The 16,720-nt window shown below is 49.0% G+C and carries 19 protein-coding genes; 1 reads left to right on the top strand and 18 read right to left on the bottom strand.

Annotated features, from left to right (window positions below):
* Positions 1-3 precede the first annotated feature (3 nt).
* The 7 genes from ACTQ3K_RS00555 to ACTQ3K_RS00525 all read right to left on the bottom strand — a co-directional run bounded on the left by ACTQ3K_RS00555 (position 4) and on the right by ACTQ3K_RS00525 (position 6,274).
* Positions 4-642, bottom strand: coding sequence for an AAA family ATPase (locus ACTQ3K_RS00555; protein WP_441564686.1), 639 nt, complete (start codon positions 640-642; stop codon positions 4-6).
* A 147-nt stretch (positions 643-789) separates the two neighbouring features.
* The gene (locus ACTQ3K_RS00550; protein WP_441564684.1) at positions 790-1,701 is read right to left on the bottom strand and encodes an RluA family pseudouridine synthase; all 912 of its coding nucleotides are present in this window, start codon (positions 1,699-1,701) and stop codon (positions 790-792) included.
* A complete protein-coding gene (gene lspA, locus ACTQ3K_RS00545; RefSeq protein ID WP_441564682.1) occupies positions 1,701-2,273 on the bottom strand; it encodes a signal peptidase II in 573 nt (190 codons plus the stop codon). Before lspA ends, ACTQ3K_RS00550 begins: the two co-directional genes overlap by 1 nt.
* On the bottom strand, positions 2,270-3,376 hold the full coding sequence (aroB, locus tag ACTQ3K_RS00540; protein WP_441564680.1) for a 3-dehydroquinate synthase: 1,107 nt from the start codon (positions 3,374-3,376) through the stop codon (positions 2,270-2,272). The genes lspA and aroB overlap by 4 nt, the downstream gene beginning before the upstream one ends.
* A gap of 79 nt (positions 3,377-3,455) precedes the next feature.
* The gene (locus ACTQ3K_RS00535; RefSeq protein ID WP_441564678.1) at positions 3,456-4,217 is read right to left on the bottom strand and encodes an RNA-binding protein; all 762 of its coding nucleotides are present in this window, start codon (positions 4,215-4,217) and stop codon (positions 3,456-3,458) included.
* An 11-nt stretch (positions 4,218-4,228) separates the two neighbouring features.
* Complete coding sequence (locus ACTQ3K_RS00530) at positions 4,229-4,756, bottom strand: cell division protein SepF (RefSeq protein WP_441564676.1); 528 nt, start codon at positions 4,754-4,756, stop codon at positions 4,229-4,231.
* A gap of 93 nt (positions 4,757-4,849) precedes the next feature.
* Positions 4,850-6,274, bottom strand: a complete 1,425-nt coding sequence (locus ACTQ3K_RS00525; protein WP_441564674.1) for an HlyD family efflux transporter periplasmic adaptor subunit — start codon at positions 6,272-6,274, stop codon at positions 4,850-4,852.
* Positions 6,275-6,360: 86 nt separating this feature from the next.
* Here ACTQ3K_RS00525 and ACTQ3K_RS00520 point away from each other — a divergent pair, with 86 nt between their 5' ends.
* On the top strand, positions 6,361-6,567 hold the full coding sequence (locus ACTQ3K_RS00520; protein ID WP_441564672.1) for a DUF378 domain-containing protein: 207 nt from the start codon (positions 6,361-6,363) through the stop codon (positions 6,565-6,567).
* Positions 6,568-6,724: 157 nt separating this feature from the next.
* Here the strand turns inward: ACTQ3K_RS00520 and ACTQ3K_RS00515 are convergent, their stop codons facing one another.
* The 11 genes from ACTQ3K_RS00515 to radC form a co-directional block, all read right to left on the bottom strand.
* On the bottom strand, positions 6,725-7,144 hold the full coding sequence (locus tag ACTQ3K_RS00515) for a twitching motility protein PilT (protein ID WP_441564670.1): 420 nt from the start codon (positions 7,142-7,144) through the stop codon (positions 6,725-6,727).
* A 156-nt stretch (positions 7,145-7,300) separates the two neighbouring features.
* A complete protein-coding gene (locus ACTQ3K_RS00510; RefSeq protein ID WP_441564668.1) occupies positions 7,301-8,320 on the bottom strand; it encodes a D-alanyl-D-alanine carboxypeptidase family protein in 1,020 nt (339 codons plus the stop codon).
* Between the two features lie 19 nt (positions 8,321-8,339).
* Entirely contained in the window at positions 8,340-8,735 is a 396-nt protein-coding gene (mgsA, locus tag ACTQ3K_RS00505) for a methylglyoxal synthase (RefSeq protein ID WP_441564666.1), read from the bottom strand.
* A 2-nt stretch (positions 8,736-8,737) separates the two neighbouring features.
* Positions 8,738-9,886, bottom strand: a complete 1,149-nt coding sequence (locus ACTQ3K_RS00500; protein ID WP_441564664.1) for an FtsW/RodA/SpoVE family cell cycle protein — start codon at positions 9,884-9,886, stop codon at positions 8,738-8,740.
* 11 nt (positions 9,887-9,897) lie between these two features.
* Positions 9,898-10,179 (bottom strand): cell division topological specificity factor MinE, encoded by a 282-nt coding sequence (gene minE / locus ACTQ3K_RS00495; protein ID WP_441564662.1) that lies wholly within the window; start codon positions 10,177-10,179, stop codon positions 9,898-9,900.
* An 11-nt stretch (positions 10,180-10,190) separates the two neighbouring features.
* Entirely contained in the window at positions 10,191-10,982 is a 792-nt protein-coding gene (minD, locus tag ACTQ3K_RS00490) for a septum site-determining protein MinD (protein ID WP_441564660.1), read from the bottom strand.
* Between the two features lie 25 nt (positions 10,983-11,007).
* Positions 11,008-11,676, bottom strand: a complete 669-nt coding sequence (locus ACTQ3K_RS00485) for a septum site-determining protein MinC (protein ID WP_441564658.1) — start codon at positions 11,674-11,676, stop codon at positions 11,008-11,010.
* Positions 11,677-11,693: 17 nt separating this feature from the next.
* Positions 11,694-14,621, bottom strand: a complete 2,928-nt coding sequence (locus ACTQ3K_RS00480) for a penicillin-binding transpeptidase domain-containing protein (protein ID WP_441564656.1) — start codon at positions 14,619-14,621, stop codon at positions 11,694-11,696.
* Complete coding sequence (gene mreD / locus ACTQ3K_RS00475; RefSeq protein WP_441564654.1) at positions 14,614-15,138, bottom strand: rod shape-determining protein MreD; 525 nt, start codon at positions 15,136-15,138, stop codon at positions 14,614-14,616. The genes ACTQ3K_RS00480 and mreD overlap by 8 nt, the downstream gene beginning before the upstream one ends.
* Positions 15,135-15,995 carry a rod shape-determining protein MreC gene (gene mreC / locus ACTQ3K_RS00470; protein ID WP_441564652.1) on the bottom strand — a complete coding sequence of 287 codons (861 nt, stop codon included), beginning with the start codon at positions 15,993-15,995 and terminating at the stop codon, positions 15,135-15,137. The genes mreD and mreC overlap by 4 nt, the downstream gene beginning before the upstream one ends.
* The gene (gene radC, locus ACTQ3K_RS00465; RefSeq protein WP_441564650.1) at positions 15,996-16,691 is read right to left on the bottom strand and encodes a RadC family protein; all 696 of its coding nucleotides are present in this window, start codon (positions 16,689-16,691) and stop codon (positions 15,996-15,998) included.
* Positions 16,692-16,720 lie beyond the last annotated feature (29 nt).

Raw genomic sequence — 16,720 nt, 5'->3', positions numbered from 1 at the left:
CCTTTATTGAGCTTCCCGATTCTTTTTCTTCAGTTCCACAAAGTTCAGGATTGCATCAACGGCACCGTCAAAGCCAACGGCACTGCGGTTGATACAGAGATCATAGCTCTTGGATGCGCCCCACTTTTTGTTGGAATAATAATTATAATAGGAAGCACGCTTTTTGTCGGTCTTTGTAATAAAATCCTTGATCTTTCCCGGTTCAATATGATAATGCTCCTTCAGATATTCAACCTTGTCCTCATAGGCTGCGGTTGTAAACACTGATACCGTATTGGGATAATCCGCCAGTGCATAGTCGGCACACCGTCCGACGATGACACAGGATTCCTTTTCTGCAAGCTGCTTGATGGTATCAAACTGCGCCAGAAAGACCTTCTGATTCAGAGGCATATCTACAAATCCGGACGGATTGTAACTCATGGAATACGTGTCCATGACGAGGGAATATAAAAAGCTGTTGGTGGGCTTTTCATCATGGTGTTCAAAGATCTCTTCACACAGTCCGCTGTTCTTTGCGGACAGGGAAAGCAGTTCTTTATCATAGCATTTCACACCAAGACGCTTTGCCAGCTTCTGCCCGATGAACCTTCCGCCGCTGCCGCATTCTCTTCCGATTGTAATAACCAGGTTTCCGTGCATAATATCCAGCTCCTCTCAAATATAAAATTAAAACAAAAACAGCTGAGATCAGGTCTCGGACCATCTCAGCCGCTTCTGATGAAACAAATCGTCTCACCAGTACCATAATCTATTCATATTATACTGTATTTTCAAGAAAAAGTACAGCTATATGTGCAGATTTACCAACAATTTCTTGAAATATTCCGGAAGGGGAGCTTCAAATTCCATGTAAGCTCCGGTCCGAGGATGAACAAAGCCCAGAACCTTGGCGTGAAGTGTCTGCCCTCCGGTAGGATAAGCCGGCTTCGCCGGTCCGTAGACCGTATCACCCAGAAGCGGATGATGGATCGAAGCCATATGAACCCGGATCTGGTGGGTGCGCCCGGTTTCCAGGCGGCATTCGATATAGGTAAATTTCTTTAAGGGCTCCAGAACATGATAATGGGTAATGGCTTCTTTGCCATTCTGCCGATTGACGGCCATCTTCATCCGGTCGTTTGGATTTCGCCCGATGGGTGCATCGATTGTCCCGTCCGAAGAAAGCTCTCCGTGAACAATGGCATGATACCGGCGGGTAATGGAATGGACCCGAAGCTGTTCCGCGATGGAGGCATGAGCCATATCGTTTTTGCATACCAGTAAAAGCCCTGTGGTATCCCGGTCGATCCGATGGACAATTCCGGGGCGCAGTACCCCGTTGATCCCGGAAAGCTTTCCGCGGCAGTGATATAAAAGACCATTGACCAGCGTATGGCTTTCATGGCCGGCCGCCGGATGAACAACCATGCCTTTGGGCTTATTGACCACCAGAAGATCTTCGTCCTCATAAACGATATCCAGATCCATGGGCTCCGCCTCCACCGAAAGCTCCTTCGGTTCTGGGATCACCACCTGGATCTCATCTCCCGTTCTGACCTTGTAATTGCCCTTTACAGCCCGTTTTCCGACTGTGATGCTCTCTTCCTCGATGAGCTTCTGTAAATAGCTTCTGGAGGGCAATTCGGGCTTCTCAGACAGATACCGGTCAATCCGGCAGCCGGATTCCTCCGGAAGAACTGTATATTCATAGGCCGCCATCAGAGTTCCTCTCCCTTATGCGTCTGCTTTTCTCTCCGTCCGGGAAGAAGTACCGAAAGCTCTTCTTCTTTATAATAGAACAGAAATACAAGGATAAACAGGATTCCACCAACAACTACATAGCAGTCTGCCACATTGAAGATGGGGAAGCTGATCAGGACAAAGGAAAAGAAATCCACCACATAGCCGTTGAACATACGGTCGATCATATTTCCGACCGCACCGGCCGCCACAAGAGCCAGAACAAACCGAAGAAACGTGTATCGTCTGGTTACTGGAGCCTTGAGAAACGCATAAACGATCAGCACCAGCACCACAAGAGTTCCTGCTAAGAACAGCCACCGGCTGCCGGATAACAATCCCCATGCCATGCCGCGGTTTTCCAGATAGGAAAGCTCAAACACACCATCAATCAGCACGAAGGCTTCCTTTCCGCGGAGCTTTGCCACAGCCAGATGCTTTGTCCACTGATCAAATACGATCAGAAGAATACTGAAGATCAGATAACCGGCCAGGATTTTTCCCTTGCAGCCGGTCTGAGTTGTTCCGGAATTTTTCTTCGTTTCTGTCATGCGTCCTCCCTTCCGGCCAGATACAAAAGAGCTCCTTTCATTTCCTCCGTTGTTACGGTACGGTCAATATATGCCTCGCCGATGGAATGCAGAAGAATGAACTTAATTACACCGGAGTCCATTTTTTTATCATGCTTTGCCGCGTCTAAAATCTTTTCAATATCCAGGTCTTCCACACGGACCGGCAGTCCGAAAAAGCTTAAAAGCTCCTCCAGCTGTGCCAGCTTCTCTGCGGAAATCAGACCGCGTTTTTTCGAAATCCATGCTGCTGCTGCACAGCCGGCGCCTACACAGGCACCGTGGCTCATGGTAAAGTTCTTTTCTTTTTCAATGGCATGCCCCAGAGTATGGCCGAAATTTAAATATGCACGGATCCCCTGTTCGGTGGGATCTTCCTCAACCACAGCACGTTTGATCTGACAGCTGCCCTTTACGGTTTCAAAAAGCGCCGGAAGTTCCCGGTTACGGATCTCATTCCGATGAGCGGAAAGCCACTGATAATACGCTGCCGACCGGATACAGCCATGCTTGACAACCTCGCCCATGCCGGAAGTAAACTGTTCCGCTGACAGAGTTTTCAGTACGGACACATTGATGTAGACCAGCTTCGGCATATAGAAGGCGCCGACCATATTTTTATAGCAGTCAAAATCCACGCCGGTCTTTCCGCCAATGCTGGAATCCACCTGGGAAAGCAGGGTTGTGGGAATCTGGACAAAGCGGATTCCGCGAAGATAAGTGGCTGCTGCAAATCCGGTCAGATCGCCGGTCACACCGCCGCCGAGGGCCACCAGCACATCATTCCGGTCGAAGGAATTCCGGATCAGCGTTTCATAAAGCTCCCGTACCGTATCCAGGTTTTTATGCTGCTCTCCGGCAGAAAACACAAAGGAAACAACTGTCCCTGCAAGAGACTCCAGGCATCTGGACACCTCATCCATATAAAGCTCTGCCACCTGACTGTCTGAAACCACACATATCTTTCTGCCGGAAAGAGCAAGGGGCTCCATGGCTTCTTTCAGCCCGTCAAAGGACGCAGATAACCGGATCGGATAGATGGGACGACCGTCCCGATGCACCATCAGTTCTTCTGTCTGTATCATTTTTATGCGTCTTCCTTTCTTTTCGTTTCATGTTTTCGTGCCTCGTCTGTTCCGGCTTTTCTTCCGGCTTTTTGACACGCTAATTATATTGTCGGAGCCGGATCATCTGACGCCCCTTTTTTGTTCCGGAGATTACTCCATCGTAAATAAACTTTCCTGCTCCGCGCACCGAGATCACATCTCCGACCTTTGGTTCGTACGTCTGGGAGGTACAGAGCTTTCCGTTTATATAGACCCGTTCCTCACGGACACAGGAGAGCGCCGCTGAACGCGACATCCGCACTGCCAGGGCAAGGAAGGAATCCAGTCGGAGAGATGCCACTGACCCGGTGATCTCCGTGAACGAGATCTGTCCGTCCAGCTCCGAAAAAGCCACTGCCTCGCAGTGCACCGGATTATGGCGAACACTGGTTAAGGAATCCATCAGAAACTGTGCCATAGGCGCTGTGCAGAGCACGTAGGCATACCCGTCACCCACCAGAATATCTCCGATTTTACTGCGGTCAATTCCCAGGTTCAAGATCGCCCCCAGATAATCACGATGGGAGGCCGCCTCAGTAAACTTCCCTGCTGATGAAGAAATCTTTATCGGCACGATGGGAAGCATCTCCCGGTCAAGTACTTCCATATAAACAGGAAGAAAGCAAACGACCTTTCGTTCTGCCTCCTCATATCCGCCGTCCAGATGGACACGGATGTGGGAAAACTCCGGCAATGCCGATAAAAAGACCGTTTGCTCATGTAGGTTCAAAAAATCTGTATAAACCGGGATCTCTCTCCCGTAGCATACCTTTGCCAGATCTGACAGGTGATTTAAAAATACCTGTTCTTCTTTATTCATGTATTCCTCCGTCAGTCGGTATAGGAAGCATTTCCGCCCATGAGATCCTCAAAATCTCCGGAGAGCTCGATGGCCTGAGGTGTTGCAATGAAGATAAAACTGGAGATCTTCTGAAGATTTCCATTCATGGCATAGCAGGCACCGCAGGTAAAATCAATAATCTTCTGTGCAGTTTCCGTAGGAATCCCCTCCATATTGATCACAACGGCCCGTCCGCTGAGCAGGGTATCACAGATCTCTCTGGCATCACCAATGGAGCTGGGCTTTACCATGCAGACCTCCATGCCGCCCCTTGTTGCGGAACGCATGGGAACTACATTGGAAGGACGGCTCTTGGGCTTTGCGGATGACCTGGGCGCTGCCTGGGGAATATCATCCTCCGGTTCTGCTGTTTTCCTTTCCCGGTGGAAAATACTTTTCTTGGGCTGAGACTCCTCGAAGTCGTCCTCGTCATCATACATCATATCATCATCGTCATAATCGTATTCGTCATCTTCGTTCAATTTCATCGCATCGAGAAATTTATTCATAATACTCATGGGTTAAACCCGCCTTTCTATATTTAATCCTTTACCATTATCAATGTTTTTTTTGTTCCTGTCAACCGATAATCCGGATTTTTTCATGGAATTCTATCGTAGAATATCCGAATCCGATACAAGCTCCGCTTTCAGGACAATATGGTCATACGTTCGGATGCTGTAAGAAACATTTTTCTTTACCACACAGTATTCACTATTTTCATCCAGGATTTTTACATATTTGAACATGGCATAACCGCGGTTGATATTATACACACCGGGAATACTCTCTTTCTGTCCCACCTGGAACCGTGTATTCGAATCCGGAAGCACCAGATTATCACCGTCCTGAAGCGTATCGGTACTTACATAGCAATAACGGGGCACCGCCTCGGTTGTTTCTTCTTCCTTGGCTTTTGCCTCTTCCTCATCGGTAATTCGAAGAATATCCGCCGCCACAAATTCCAGGGAAGAGCTTCCGTCATTGGCATAAACCTCCCGGTAAAAGCCCTCGTCCGCACTGTCACCGCCGACTGTCAGGTATTCCTTTGGAATCACATAGGCTTCCTTTTCGGTCAATGCGGTTTTGGGCAGTTTTAAGCCGCTTGCCTGAGAATTTTTCACTTCCAGTTCCACAAACCGGTCCTCCGCAAACTGGATCATATATTTATTGAAATCCAGCCTTCCGTAGGTTTTTCCGTCACTTCCGGTAAAGGTGGAAAACGCCGCCGAAGCATCTAGGTTTTTCTCTGTGAAACGGACCGACACACTGGTCACATCTGTATACCGGGAAATCTCATCGTCCTTCAGGGGAATCACCACTGACCAGTCGTCCGCGGTTATGAGCTTATAGGCTGGAGACCCGCTCGCAAGAAGCTGACCGGTGCTGTATACGGTTTTCTGATAATGCTCCTTTGAAAAGGTATCTTCTGTGATCTGATCTGCAGCAAGCTGTTCCATTCCATCGGTGGAATAGACCACGATCCCGTTTTCCTTTGCATATCCTTTCTGGAGAGAAAGATCCTCACCGGTGGCACCAAGCTCCGTCAGCATGTTGATGTTCAGATATTCCATGAGTCTGGAGGACATACTGTTATTCAGATCATAAATCCTGGAAAAAGTCTGATCAGAATAGGAGCTGCTGAACGCCGAAAGCTGTGTCTTCAGTTCTTTTAAGTTCGCTTCGGTCAAACGGCTCTCACTTCCGGCTGTTTTATTGAGATAATCATTGACTGCGCCGTTTTCATCAACGGCAAATACCAGATTTCCAACGGCAGCCTTTCCCTTTTCCTGGAGATAATAGCTGACATAGCCGGAATATTCAGAATTGACGACCTGTTCCGTACGTAAAATAACACCGGTGTAATAAGAATCGCTGGCGATATCACCGTCCTGTACTTCATACATCTTAATTTTCGGTTTTACGGCGTACCGGATCATGGTGATCACCAAATATAAGAAAATAACGGCAAACACGATCATGCCGATATTGATATTTTTCGGTTTTTTATATCGGATAATTTTCTTTTTCGCCACGGATCTGCTCCCTTATCTGGATATCATTCCCATCAATAATCGGATGGAAACGGAACATACTAAAAGAAAAAAGGAGGAAAACAATTATGAATTCCAAACCACTGGATTATACAGCCCTTGCCATCGCCATTATCGGAGCCGTCAACTGGGGACTCATCGGCTTTTTCCGATTTGATCTGGTCGCATTCCTGTTCGGAGAAATGACACTGCTTTCCAGGATCATCTACGCGGTTGTCGGGATCTGCGGACTGTATCTGATCAGCCTGTTCGGGCGGATCGGAATAAATGAATAAGGATTCTCCGCCGCAGTGCGATCCCCGCGGAGCGTTTTTGGTTTCATAAGACGCACCTTCCTATGAAACATGAAAGAACGGGACGTGGGGGCACGTCCCGAATTCTTCGCGTTTATAACAGAATGCATTCAGACAAAGCGTTCTGTGTATGTACTGCTTACAGTGAAACAATGACCTTGGATTGTGCATGCTCCGGTAATTCCTGAGCATCCATGGAAATACTGAGAACGATGGAAACACCGTACTGCTGTCCAAGCTGCTCCAGCTCGATCAGCGCTGCGGACACATCCTGGCCTTCCAGGTGTGCCAGTTTTAAGAAGCTGTCCAGGAAAACATATTCCAGATCGTAATCCTGAGAAATGATTCCACATAAGAATCCGATAAACGCATTGTATGAACGGATCGGATAATCGCTGACATTGATCAGACGAATCTTATTGTCAAGCTCGTGCATGCTCTTTGTGTCTTTGTCGAGGTAAACGATCGACCCCTTGCACTCTGCTACGGCTACATTAGCCTTGTCCAGAAGAAATTTTGTCTTTCCGTTTCCCATCTTCCCCGCGATAATCTGCACCATAATGCACTCCTCCTTTAGTCACTTGTTGTAATTCGATTCTGATAAATCTTGATTTAATTATAGGATAAAACTTACAAAAATTCAATGCTTAATTCCGTTTTATTGTGGAATTTTTGAAAGTTTTTTGAAAGTTTAAAAACAACACCGCTTTCTGCCTTATGGTACCTTGGAAAGGAGCGCTGTCATATTGGCGTACAGATCCTCCCTGCCGGATGCCTTTAAGACCACGCTGACATAAGGTGTTCCAGAAGCATCCTCAGAAAGAAGTGACAGACAGTACCCGGCTTCCGGAGTCGTACCGGTCTTTCCACCGATGGGCGTTACCCCATCCGGTGCCTGCGCCTTTCCGTTAAAATACCAGATACCCCGCCCCCAGGTAAGAGAAGTCGGAGATCCGCCGATGGTAAAATCGGCAGTATATTCCTGGGTACTGATGATATCGATAAATTTTTCATATTTCATGGCTTCCCGATAAATTAAATAGATATCGTAAGCGGTTGTATAATGATTCGGATCAGAAAGCCCGTGAGCGTTGCTGTAATGGGTTCCTGCCGCCCCCAGCCGTTTTGCTTCCTGATTCATCAGCTCCACAAAGGCTTCCTCACTGCCGGCAACTCCGTAAGCGATCACATTGGCGGCATCATTTCCGGATGGCAGCATCAGACCGTACAGAAGCTGTTCCAGCGTAAGCGTACAGTCAGGAATGATATGGCAAAGAGAGGAGCCTGGATCTAAATCTGCCAGCATATGTGCCTCCACCGTGATCTCCTGATCCAGATCTCCGTATTTCAGAGCTACCAGGCAGGTCATTACCTTGGTAACACTGGCCGGTTCCAGCCGTTCCAATGCGTTTTTGCTGAAGCATATCGTTCCGTCCGAAGCATTGAAGGTAATTCCGGCTTCTGCCGTAACTGCGGGATCCTCTCCCACATTTCCAGACACTGCCGCCAGGTTTTCTCCAAATAACGGAAATGGCTCCAAATTTTCCGTTCCGTTCGCTCCCTTTGCTGATACTTCATAAGGATGAAGCATAGCAAAAGACGCCGTATGTTTTTCATAACCAAAGCAAAGTAGTCCACCGGCGGCCGCACAAAGGAGCAGTAAGATCAGAATGGCTGACTGTCTTGCACGTCTCCGGCTTTTTTTTACCTGCTCTGCCGTTGTTGTTCTGGGCATAACTCATTCCCCCATGCGTTTATTTAAAGGCTTCTCTCCATTCCATGTCACCGCGCTCCAGTGCCTTTACCAGAAGCTCTGCGGTCGCCAGGTTGGTCGCCAGAGGAATGTTGTGCATATCGCACAGGGTCGCCACCTTGAATACATCCGGTTCATGAGACTTCGGATGAAGAGGATCGCGCAGAAAGATCACCAGATCGATCTGGTTGCTTTCGATCTGAGCCGCAAGCTGCTGCTCTCCGCCCAGATGTCCAGCCAGGAATTTGTGAACGTTCAGATTCGTTACTTCCTCGATGAGACGGCCGGTGGTACCGGTTGCATAAAGCTCATGGCGGCATAAGATCCCGCGGTAAGCGATTGTAAAGTTCTGCATCAATTTTTTCTTTGCATCATGGGCGATCAGTCCAACATTCATGCTCAGAACCCTCCTCTGTTATTTTCATAGTTTCTTTGAAGTCCCACATTTAATACCAGCCCCATACCGATAAAAATACTGAGTAAGGAGCTTAAACCTGCACTGATAAAGGGCAGCGGAATTCCCGTATTGGGAAGCAGTCCCGATGCGACCCCTACGTTGATAAAGGTCTGGACCGCCACAAGAGCTGCCATGCCGCTGCAGATCAGACGGCCCTGGAGATCCTTGGCACGCGCTGCCATATAAATACATTCTGCCACAAGAAGCGCCAAAAGTCCAATGATAATTACACTTCCGATAAATCCGACCTCTTCCCCGATGACAGCAAAGATAAAATCGGTGTCCTCCTCCGACAAAAAGTTGCCGTTCTTTACCGAGGCAAAGGTTGTTGTGGCGATTCCTTTTCCATGAAGTTGACCGGATCCGATGGCCATGATGGAGTTCTGCTGCTGCTGGGTCATATCCGTGGAAAACTTGGACGGATTGATCCAGGACATGATCCGGTTTACCTGATAAGGCTCCAGGAGCTTCTGTCCCTCCTGCTGGATATAGTAAATAAACCAGACCGCAGACGGAACTAAGACCGCCAGGGTTCCCAGAATCCACTTATAGCTGATCTTTGCCACATAGATGAGAACCAGGAAAATAAAAGTCACCACCAGAGTCGTGGAAAGGTTCGGCTGATCAAAAATCAGGTAAGCCGGAACTGCAAACAGGAGCAGGGATGCCAACACGACCTGAACCTTACTGATTTTTTCCCGGTGCTTGTAAAAAAACATGGCGAAGAAGCAGATCATCAGGATCTTTGAAAACTCCGAGGGCTGGATCTGGCCAATTCCGGGAAGCACCAGCCATCGCTGGGCGCCGCTGTTTCCGCTGATTCCCATGAACTTGGTCGCCAGCAGAATCCCGATATTCACGACATAAAGCAGCCAGTACATACTTAAAACCCAGTGGTAATCCACCATGGCAACAAACAGCATGCACGCCGCACCAAGCACTACGCCGAAAATCTGTTTATTAAAGGTATCGGAGCCGGTGCCGATGGTGGCACTTCGTACAAACAGGATCCCGATCACTGCCAGAGACAGGATTAAAAGGATCATCCGGATGTTGAAATATCTGAAACGGTAATCTTTGAATTTAAACATATCTTATGTCCTTATTTCTCAGGATTTCCATTTTTCATGTCCTTAATCGGAATGTTGGCAAACAGCGCCGGTACCGTTCTGTTTCCATCCTCCGACGGTGTTGTGGTGATCTGGATATCCAGCGCGTCTGTGTCCACATCCATATATTTGGAAATCACTTTGATGATGTCATTTTTAATGGCCTCCATGACCTCCGGGGAACAGTTGGCACGGTCTGAAACCAGAAGAAGCTTCAGACGGTCCTTGGCTACATTCCCCGATTTGTTTTTGGAGAAAAAATCAAACAGTCCCATTCCCGTTCCCCCTACTTCTTTTTAAACATACCCGCCAGTCTGGAAAAGAACCCGGTCTTTTCATTTAAATCCAGCATGGGGACTTCTTCTCCTGTAATCCGTCTGGCAATGTTCATATAAGCCTGTCCCGCCAGGCAGTCGGAGCCGGTCAGAGGCTCACCCTGATTAGTGGCGATCACGATATGCTCATCGTCCGGAACAGCGCCGATGAGATGAACGGCAAGAATATCCACAACATCTTCAATGGACATCATATCGCCCCGTTTTACCATGTCCATGCGGATTCGGTTCACCACCAGATCAATCTTATGAATATCGTTGGCCTCCAGAAGTCCGATGATCCGGTCCGCATCGCGGATGGCAGAGACCTCCGGTGTTGTCACGACTACTGCCCGGTCTGCACCGGCAATGGCATTTTTAAACCCCTGCTCGATTCCTGCGGGACAGTCTAACAGAATATAATCAAACTCTTCCTTTAACGACTCGATCAGTTTTTTCATCTGCTCCGGAGAAACAGCGGTCTTGTCTCTCGTCTGAGCAGACGGAAGAAGCTGCAGATTGGGATAACGCTTATCTTTAATTAAAGCCTGGCTTAAACGGCAGCTGCCCTCGATCACATCCACCAGGTTATAAACGATCCGGTTCTCCAGTCCCATAACCACATCCAGATTCCGAAGACCGATATCGGTATCGATTAAAACAACTTTCTTCTGTAACATGGCAAGTCCGGTTCCCAGATTCGCTGAAGTCGTTGTCTTTCCGACCCCGCCTTTTCCGGATGTGATAACGATTACTTCACTCATTTCCATTTCCTCCACGTTTCTCTTTTCAGCGGAAGTCCACCGCATCGATCACTTCTTTACACAACGGTTCCATGCGGATCCTGCCCATATCCAGATAAGCAATCCGTGGTCCGGAATGTTCTCTCTGGCGGACCGGTCTTTCTGAAAGATCTCCGATCCGGATCTGAATGGGGTTCAGATCCAGTGCCACAATAACGGCATGGGGATTTCCTCCCAGACCGGCAATGGCAGTTCCGCGCATGGCGCCGAGCACAATGATATTCCCCCGGGCGGTGATCCTGGCGCCAGGATTCACGTCTCCAAGCATGATGACGCTTCCCTCTGCCTCCAGCATCTGACCGGAACGGAGTGTTCCTTTATAGAATTCTCCGTCCGTCTGGTTTCTGCCTCCCGTTTTCTCTTCCTCTTCTTCCAGAACGCGTCTGAAAAAATCTTCTCGTGCTTTGTCTGTATCGATGACACAGGAGATTTTTATCTCTGAATTTTCACAGATCGTATTTACTGCCTGATTTGTTTCTTCCGGTGTAAGGGTCCGTCCCTCAAAGGAAAGCGCCATCTTTGCGCCCCGGAAAAAGCCTGCCGAATCCCGGATTTTGGTCCCCAGGTATTCCATCAGCTCCGGAAACGGCCGCTCCGGGTCAAGAAAAACTGTCAGACCGTAATGATTTCCTTTGATGATCACTGGCTGATACATCTTACCACCTCTTGTGCTTAATCGGGTATGACGGCACTGTTCATATCTGCCGCCGAGTTGGAATCCAGAATGGTCTGGAGATCCGTATACCCGTAATACAGTTCCAGGGCCTGTTCCGCAATGGAAGCCGCATTGCTCGCTCCATAGCCGTTTGGAACGGAGACGGAAACGGCCACCTTGGCGTCCACCTGAGGATCACCGGGATTTTTCGCTGCCGGGGCATATCCGATAAAGGTACCGTGGTTTGCCCTGGTTTTGGACTGTTCCGCCGTACCGGACTTTCCGGCAAAACCAATCTCCGTCTTAATAGGAGAATCTGCAAACGTATCTCCGTAAGTTCCTCCCAGCGGGCTGATGGCACTCTTTCCGCTTACCACCGCGATCATGCCGTTGTGCATGGTATCCCAGGTTGACTGGCGAAGCTCAATATGGGATTCGATCTGCGGCGTATATTGCTTTAAAATCTCCCCGTCACTGCTCTGCACCTTGGAAATCAAGCTGTACTTGTAAAGATTTCCGCTGCTGGCAATGGCAGTCAGATACCTGGACAGATGAATGTTGGCATAGGTATGGGTACCCTGTCCGATCGAAGACGGAATCGGGTTTTCATCAGAAATATGGGGAGCGCTCTCCGCGATTTCCACCCCGGATTTTTCTCCGAGGCCAAACATGGACGCATACTTCTGGATGGTGGCCAGTCCGGTGCTGCTGTCGTACTCACCGCCGCTTTGAGATACCCGGAAACCGATTTCCGAGAAATAGTAGTTACAGGACTGGGCGATGGCGCTGATGGCATTGACATCGCCGTGTCCGCTGGAGTCCCAGCATTTTAAATGGAGCCCCTGCTTTTCGAAGACGCCGGTATCATTCACAAGTTCATCGGCGGAAATTACGCCCTCCTCCAGTCCCATGGCGGCGGAAAGCACCTTGAAACTGGAACCGGGCGCCGTTTCGACCTGAGTTGCACGGTTTAAAAACGGCTGGCTTAAATCATTATAAAGCTGATTATAGTAAGCGGTATCCACCGAACCGGAAAATTTATTGATATCATAGCCTGGATACGTAACTAAAGCCAGGACCTCCCCGGTCTCCACATCGGTAACCACACAGGAGGCAGAGCAGGGATCCAGCGCCATCTGCGCCGGGGTCAGCTCCAGATTCCCGATCTTTGTTTTCATAAACTCAAAGGATGCCGTATCGCTTCCCGTATTCAGCGAAGCAATGGACGCTTCGTCCTGCTCCAGAACGCCCTGCTCATACAGACACAGACACAGTTCACAGCCGGAGATCACCCGGTCCTTAATGAGATATTTATAGATCAGCTTCTGGAAGCCGGATTCCTGATCCATCGCTGCTGTCAGCGTGTTTACCAGAGTGGTAAACGTATCATCGGTACTGGTATATTTTTCACTGGACGAAAGCTTAGTCGGATCGATCCAGCCTTCCTCCACCACATGATAAAGAAAATCATGGAAGCTGACAGTTTCGTTGACCCAGCCCACATAAATTTCATCGTCACTGCTTAACGATCCGGACAAGAAAAAGGAATTTTTCCGCATGTAATCATACACGTAATCCTGATAATCCTGCATTTCCTGGGAACAGTCCTCAAAGGCCGGCGCATCCGCAGCGGAGAGCTGAGCCGCCAGTTCCGGTATCACCGCGGATTTCCGTTCTGAAAAGCGGGCATAGATACTCTTTTCCAGATCCGAGGAATCTTCCGTTCCGAACCGGCTCATGGAAAGAATGTTGTTATTGATGAGCTGATAGTAGGCGTCACGAATCGGAATCATGACATTGGACATATCCATGCCTTCCTTGACCTCATAAGACCAGTCGTTATTAAGGCGGCTCACCAGGATCCCGGCAAGACTCTGCTCAATCAGAGAATAAACACCCACCTGCAGGTCGCGGTCAATACTCAGATATACATCATTTCCGTTTTCTGCATCCGTCTGTTCTTTGATTTCCAGGATCCGGCCCTCGCTGTCCAGATACATGGTCTGGCTTCCCTTCTTCCCGGAAAGATCCAGCTCCATGGCGGATTCGATTCCGGATTTTCCGACCACATCCCCCAGCTCATAGGAATCATCCTCCTGCTTTAAGGTTTCCAGCTCATCGGCATCCGCCTGACCGGTATATCCCAGAATATGAGCAAATGCAAAGCTGTCGTTGTATTCGCGGATGGTTTCCTCTTCCACATTCACCTCCGGCAGATCACTGGAATTTTCCTTGATATCCGCCACGGTCTCCAGCTTCACATCACTGGCAACTACAACAGCATCATATTTTCGATATCCGTTCAGAGTCATGGCATAACGGATATTCAAGACCTTGAGCGCCGTTGCATCATCAATCTCATAAGTAGTCTTGTCGGCATTGGTTCCGACACCGTACCGTTCCTTTAACTTGTCAAACAGCTCCCGTGCAGAAATATCGGAAGGATACTTTCCCTTTTCATCATCCAGATCATCCACACTTTTTAAGCCATACACATCGCGGAGAAACCGCTTTCTTGCCTCCTCGCTTCCGGTGGTATACTGAAACTGCCCGCTCCCGTCTATGGTAAGAGATAAGGTTGTTTTTAACGTTTCCCCGTGCTTTTCCAGAATCGGGATCAGCTTTAAAAGCATCTGATTTCTCTGATACCCGTTCTGATAATAGCCGTTGTCACTGATCGAGACGGCATACGCAAGCTTATTATAGGCCAGAAGCTTTCCGCTGCGGTCGTAGATGTCTCCTCTTGTTCCGGAAACACTGACCGTCTTTAAGGTCTTCTGCACATAATTTTCCTGGTAATTTTCCCCCTCCACGATCTGTAGCTTAAACAGCCGCAGAACCAGGGAGGTGATCATCACAATACAGAGAATGCTCACCACAAACAGCCTGGACTTCACCACTTTTTTAAGCCCTGCGATCAGAATTTCCCAAATTTCACTAAACAAATTTCGCTGCACTCCTTCGCTCTGTCATTTCGAGTTTGTAGTTGATAAAGGATAATAGCTGGTAGATCACGCTGGTTAAGATCACCGTGTAGAGAACCTCCGGTACGATCACCCGCTTCAGATAAAACAGAAAGTCCAGCCGGTTCCGGATTAGGAACTGGAAACAGTACATATAAAGCCCGTATAAAAAGCTGGAAAACGCTGTTACGATCAGAGGAAACACGATATAGTCCGAATAGAGCCACTGATGGAGCGCTCCGTTCAGATACCCGGTAAGGATAAAGATCACCATATGGAAACCGATGGCATTCATGGAAAGAATATCCATCACGAGACCGCAGAAAAATCCAATGACCATGCCATGGATCTTGCCCTTCATAAATCCGAATGCCACAGTGATGATCAGCAAAATATTCGGTACCGTGTCGATCAACGGACTGTTGGCAAAGAGACCGAACTGGAGAAAGGCGCCTGCCAGAATGATCCCTGCCATGGAAATGATTCTCTTTATTTTCAAGATTGACTCTCCTCGCCTGTCACCTTCAGAGTCTTGATCACCAGCACATTCTGGAGGTGTTCAAAATCCACCGCCGGGATCAGGTATCCGGACTTGGTGACATTGTTACTGTCCACCGCAATGTCCCTGGCATAACCGATCAGGATATTGGGCAGATATTTGTCACTGATGTTGGAGGTGACGATCTTATCATCGTCCCAGATATTGTCGTTTTTGTCGATGTAGCTTAACCGCAGCTTCCCATCACTGTAAAGCTTCAGGTCGCCGGACACGATACAGGTATCGCCGGAGTTTAAAGACATGGCGCTTACATTGCTGTCATCGTCAATGATAGAACGCACCTTGGCAAAATTACTTCCCACCTCGGTAACAATTCCCACCAGGCCGCCATCGGCGATCACATTCATATCCACTTCGATCCCGTCATCGGTTCCCTTGTCGATCACAAAGGAATGATACCAGTTTCCGGCGTCCTTCTGGATCACGCTGGCTCCGGTCATCTCATAGTCGGTATACTGGCCCTTCAGTTCAAACAGCGTCCGAAGCTCCTCCAGCTCCTTCTGCCCCTGCTGATAGTTATTGACCTCTTCACGCAGTGCCGCCAGCTCCTCCTTCAACGTCTGGTTCTCTGCCCGCGCCTCCTCCAGGCTCTTGTAATCATAAGCCGTGTCGGCAAAGCCTGTTCCAAGATGGTTCAGGCCCTTCTGCATGGGCGTAAGCACCGCATTGACCGCATTGGAAACCGGGCTCAGAAAGCCGGGTTTAAAATAGTTCGCCACCAGAAGCAGGATACAGAATAAGAGCATGAACAGCAGCACGTACCTTGCCGGAAGCGACGACTTCTTCTTTTTCTTCATCTAAACCATTCCTCGTTCCTTTAAGCTGATATAGCAGTTGTCCCCGATGATGATGTGATCGTCCACCTCGATCCCCATGAGCTTTCCCGCCTGGACCGTCCGCTTTGTCACCAGGATATCCTCCCTGGACGGCTCCGGATCTCCGCTTGGATGGTTGTGGACCAGGATCAGCCGGACGGCGCGGAAGCGGAATGCCTCCAGAAAAATCTCCCTTGGGGATACCAGGGAGCTGTTTACCGTTCCCACCGACAGACAAAGATCTGCCAGCAGACGGCCTTTCGTATCTAAATACGCAGTCCGGAGTTCTTCCTTCTCCCGATGGCGCATTTCTTCCATGTAATATAACGCAACGGATTCCGGAGAAAGAAACACTTCTTCCCTTCTCACGCTCCCCCTGCTCATTCGTTTTGCCAGCTCCGATATACAGGCAAGCTGGACGGCCTTGACTTCACCGATTCCCGGAACACGCTTATATTCATTCCAGGTGAGATGATAAAGCCCCAGAAGCCCCGGCGCAGCCGGATCCAGTGCAAGGATCTTTCTGGCTGTCTCCAGCACATTCTGGCCCTTTGTTCCCGTCCGTAAAAGCACCGCCAGAAGCTCGGCATCCGACAGCGCCTGCGGTCCCGCCTGTCGGCAGCGCTCATACGGCCGTTCGGGAGCCGGAAGCTCCCGCATGCTTGTTTCGTTGTTCATAAACCGGTCCTCCTTTTTGTTCAGGCGAT

Origin of the sequence: Candidatus Paralachnospira sp. LCP21S3_A2 (assembly GCF_052118925.1) — a bacterium.
GTDB lineage: Bacteria > Bacillota > Clostridia > Lachnospirales > Lachnospiraceae > Lientehia.
The sequence above is the reverse complement of the archived record's forward strand: the minus strand, read 5'-3'. Positions and strand labels throughout refer to the sequence as shown.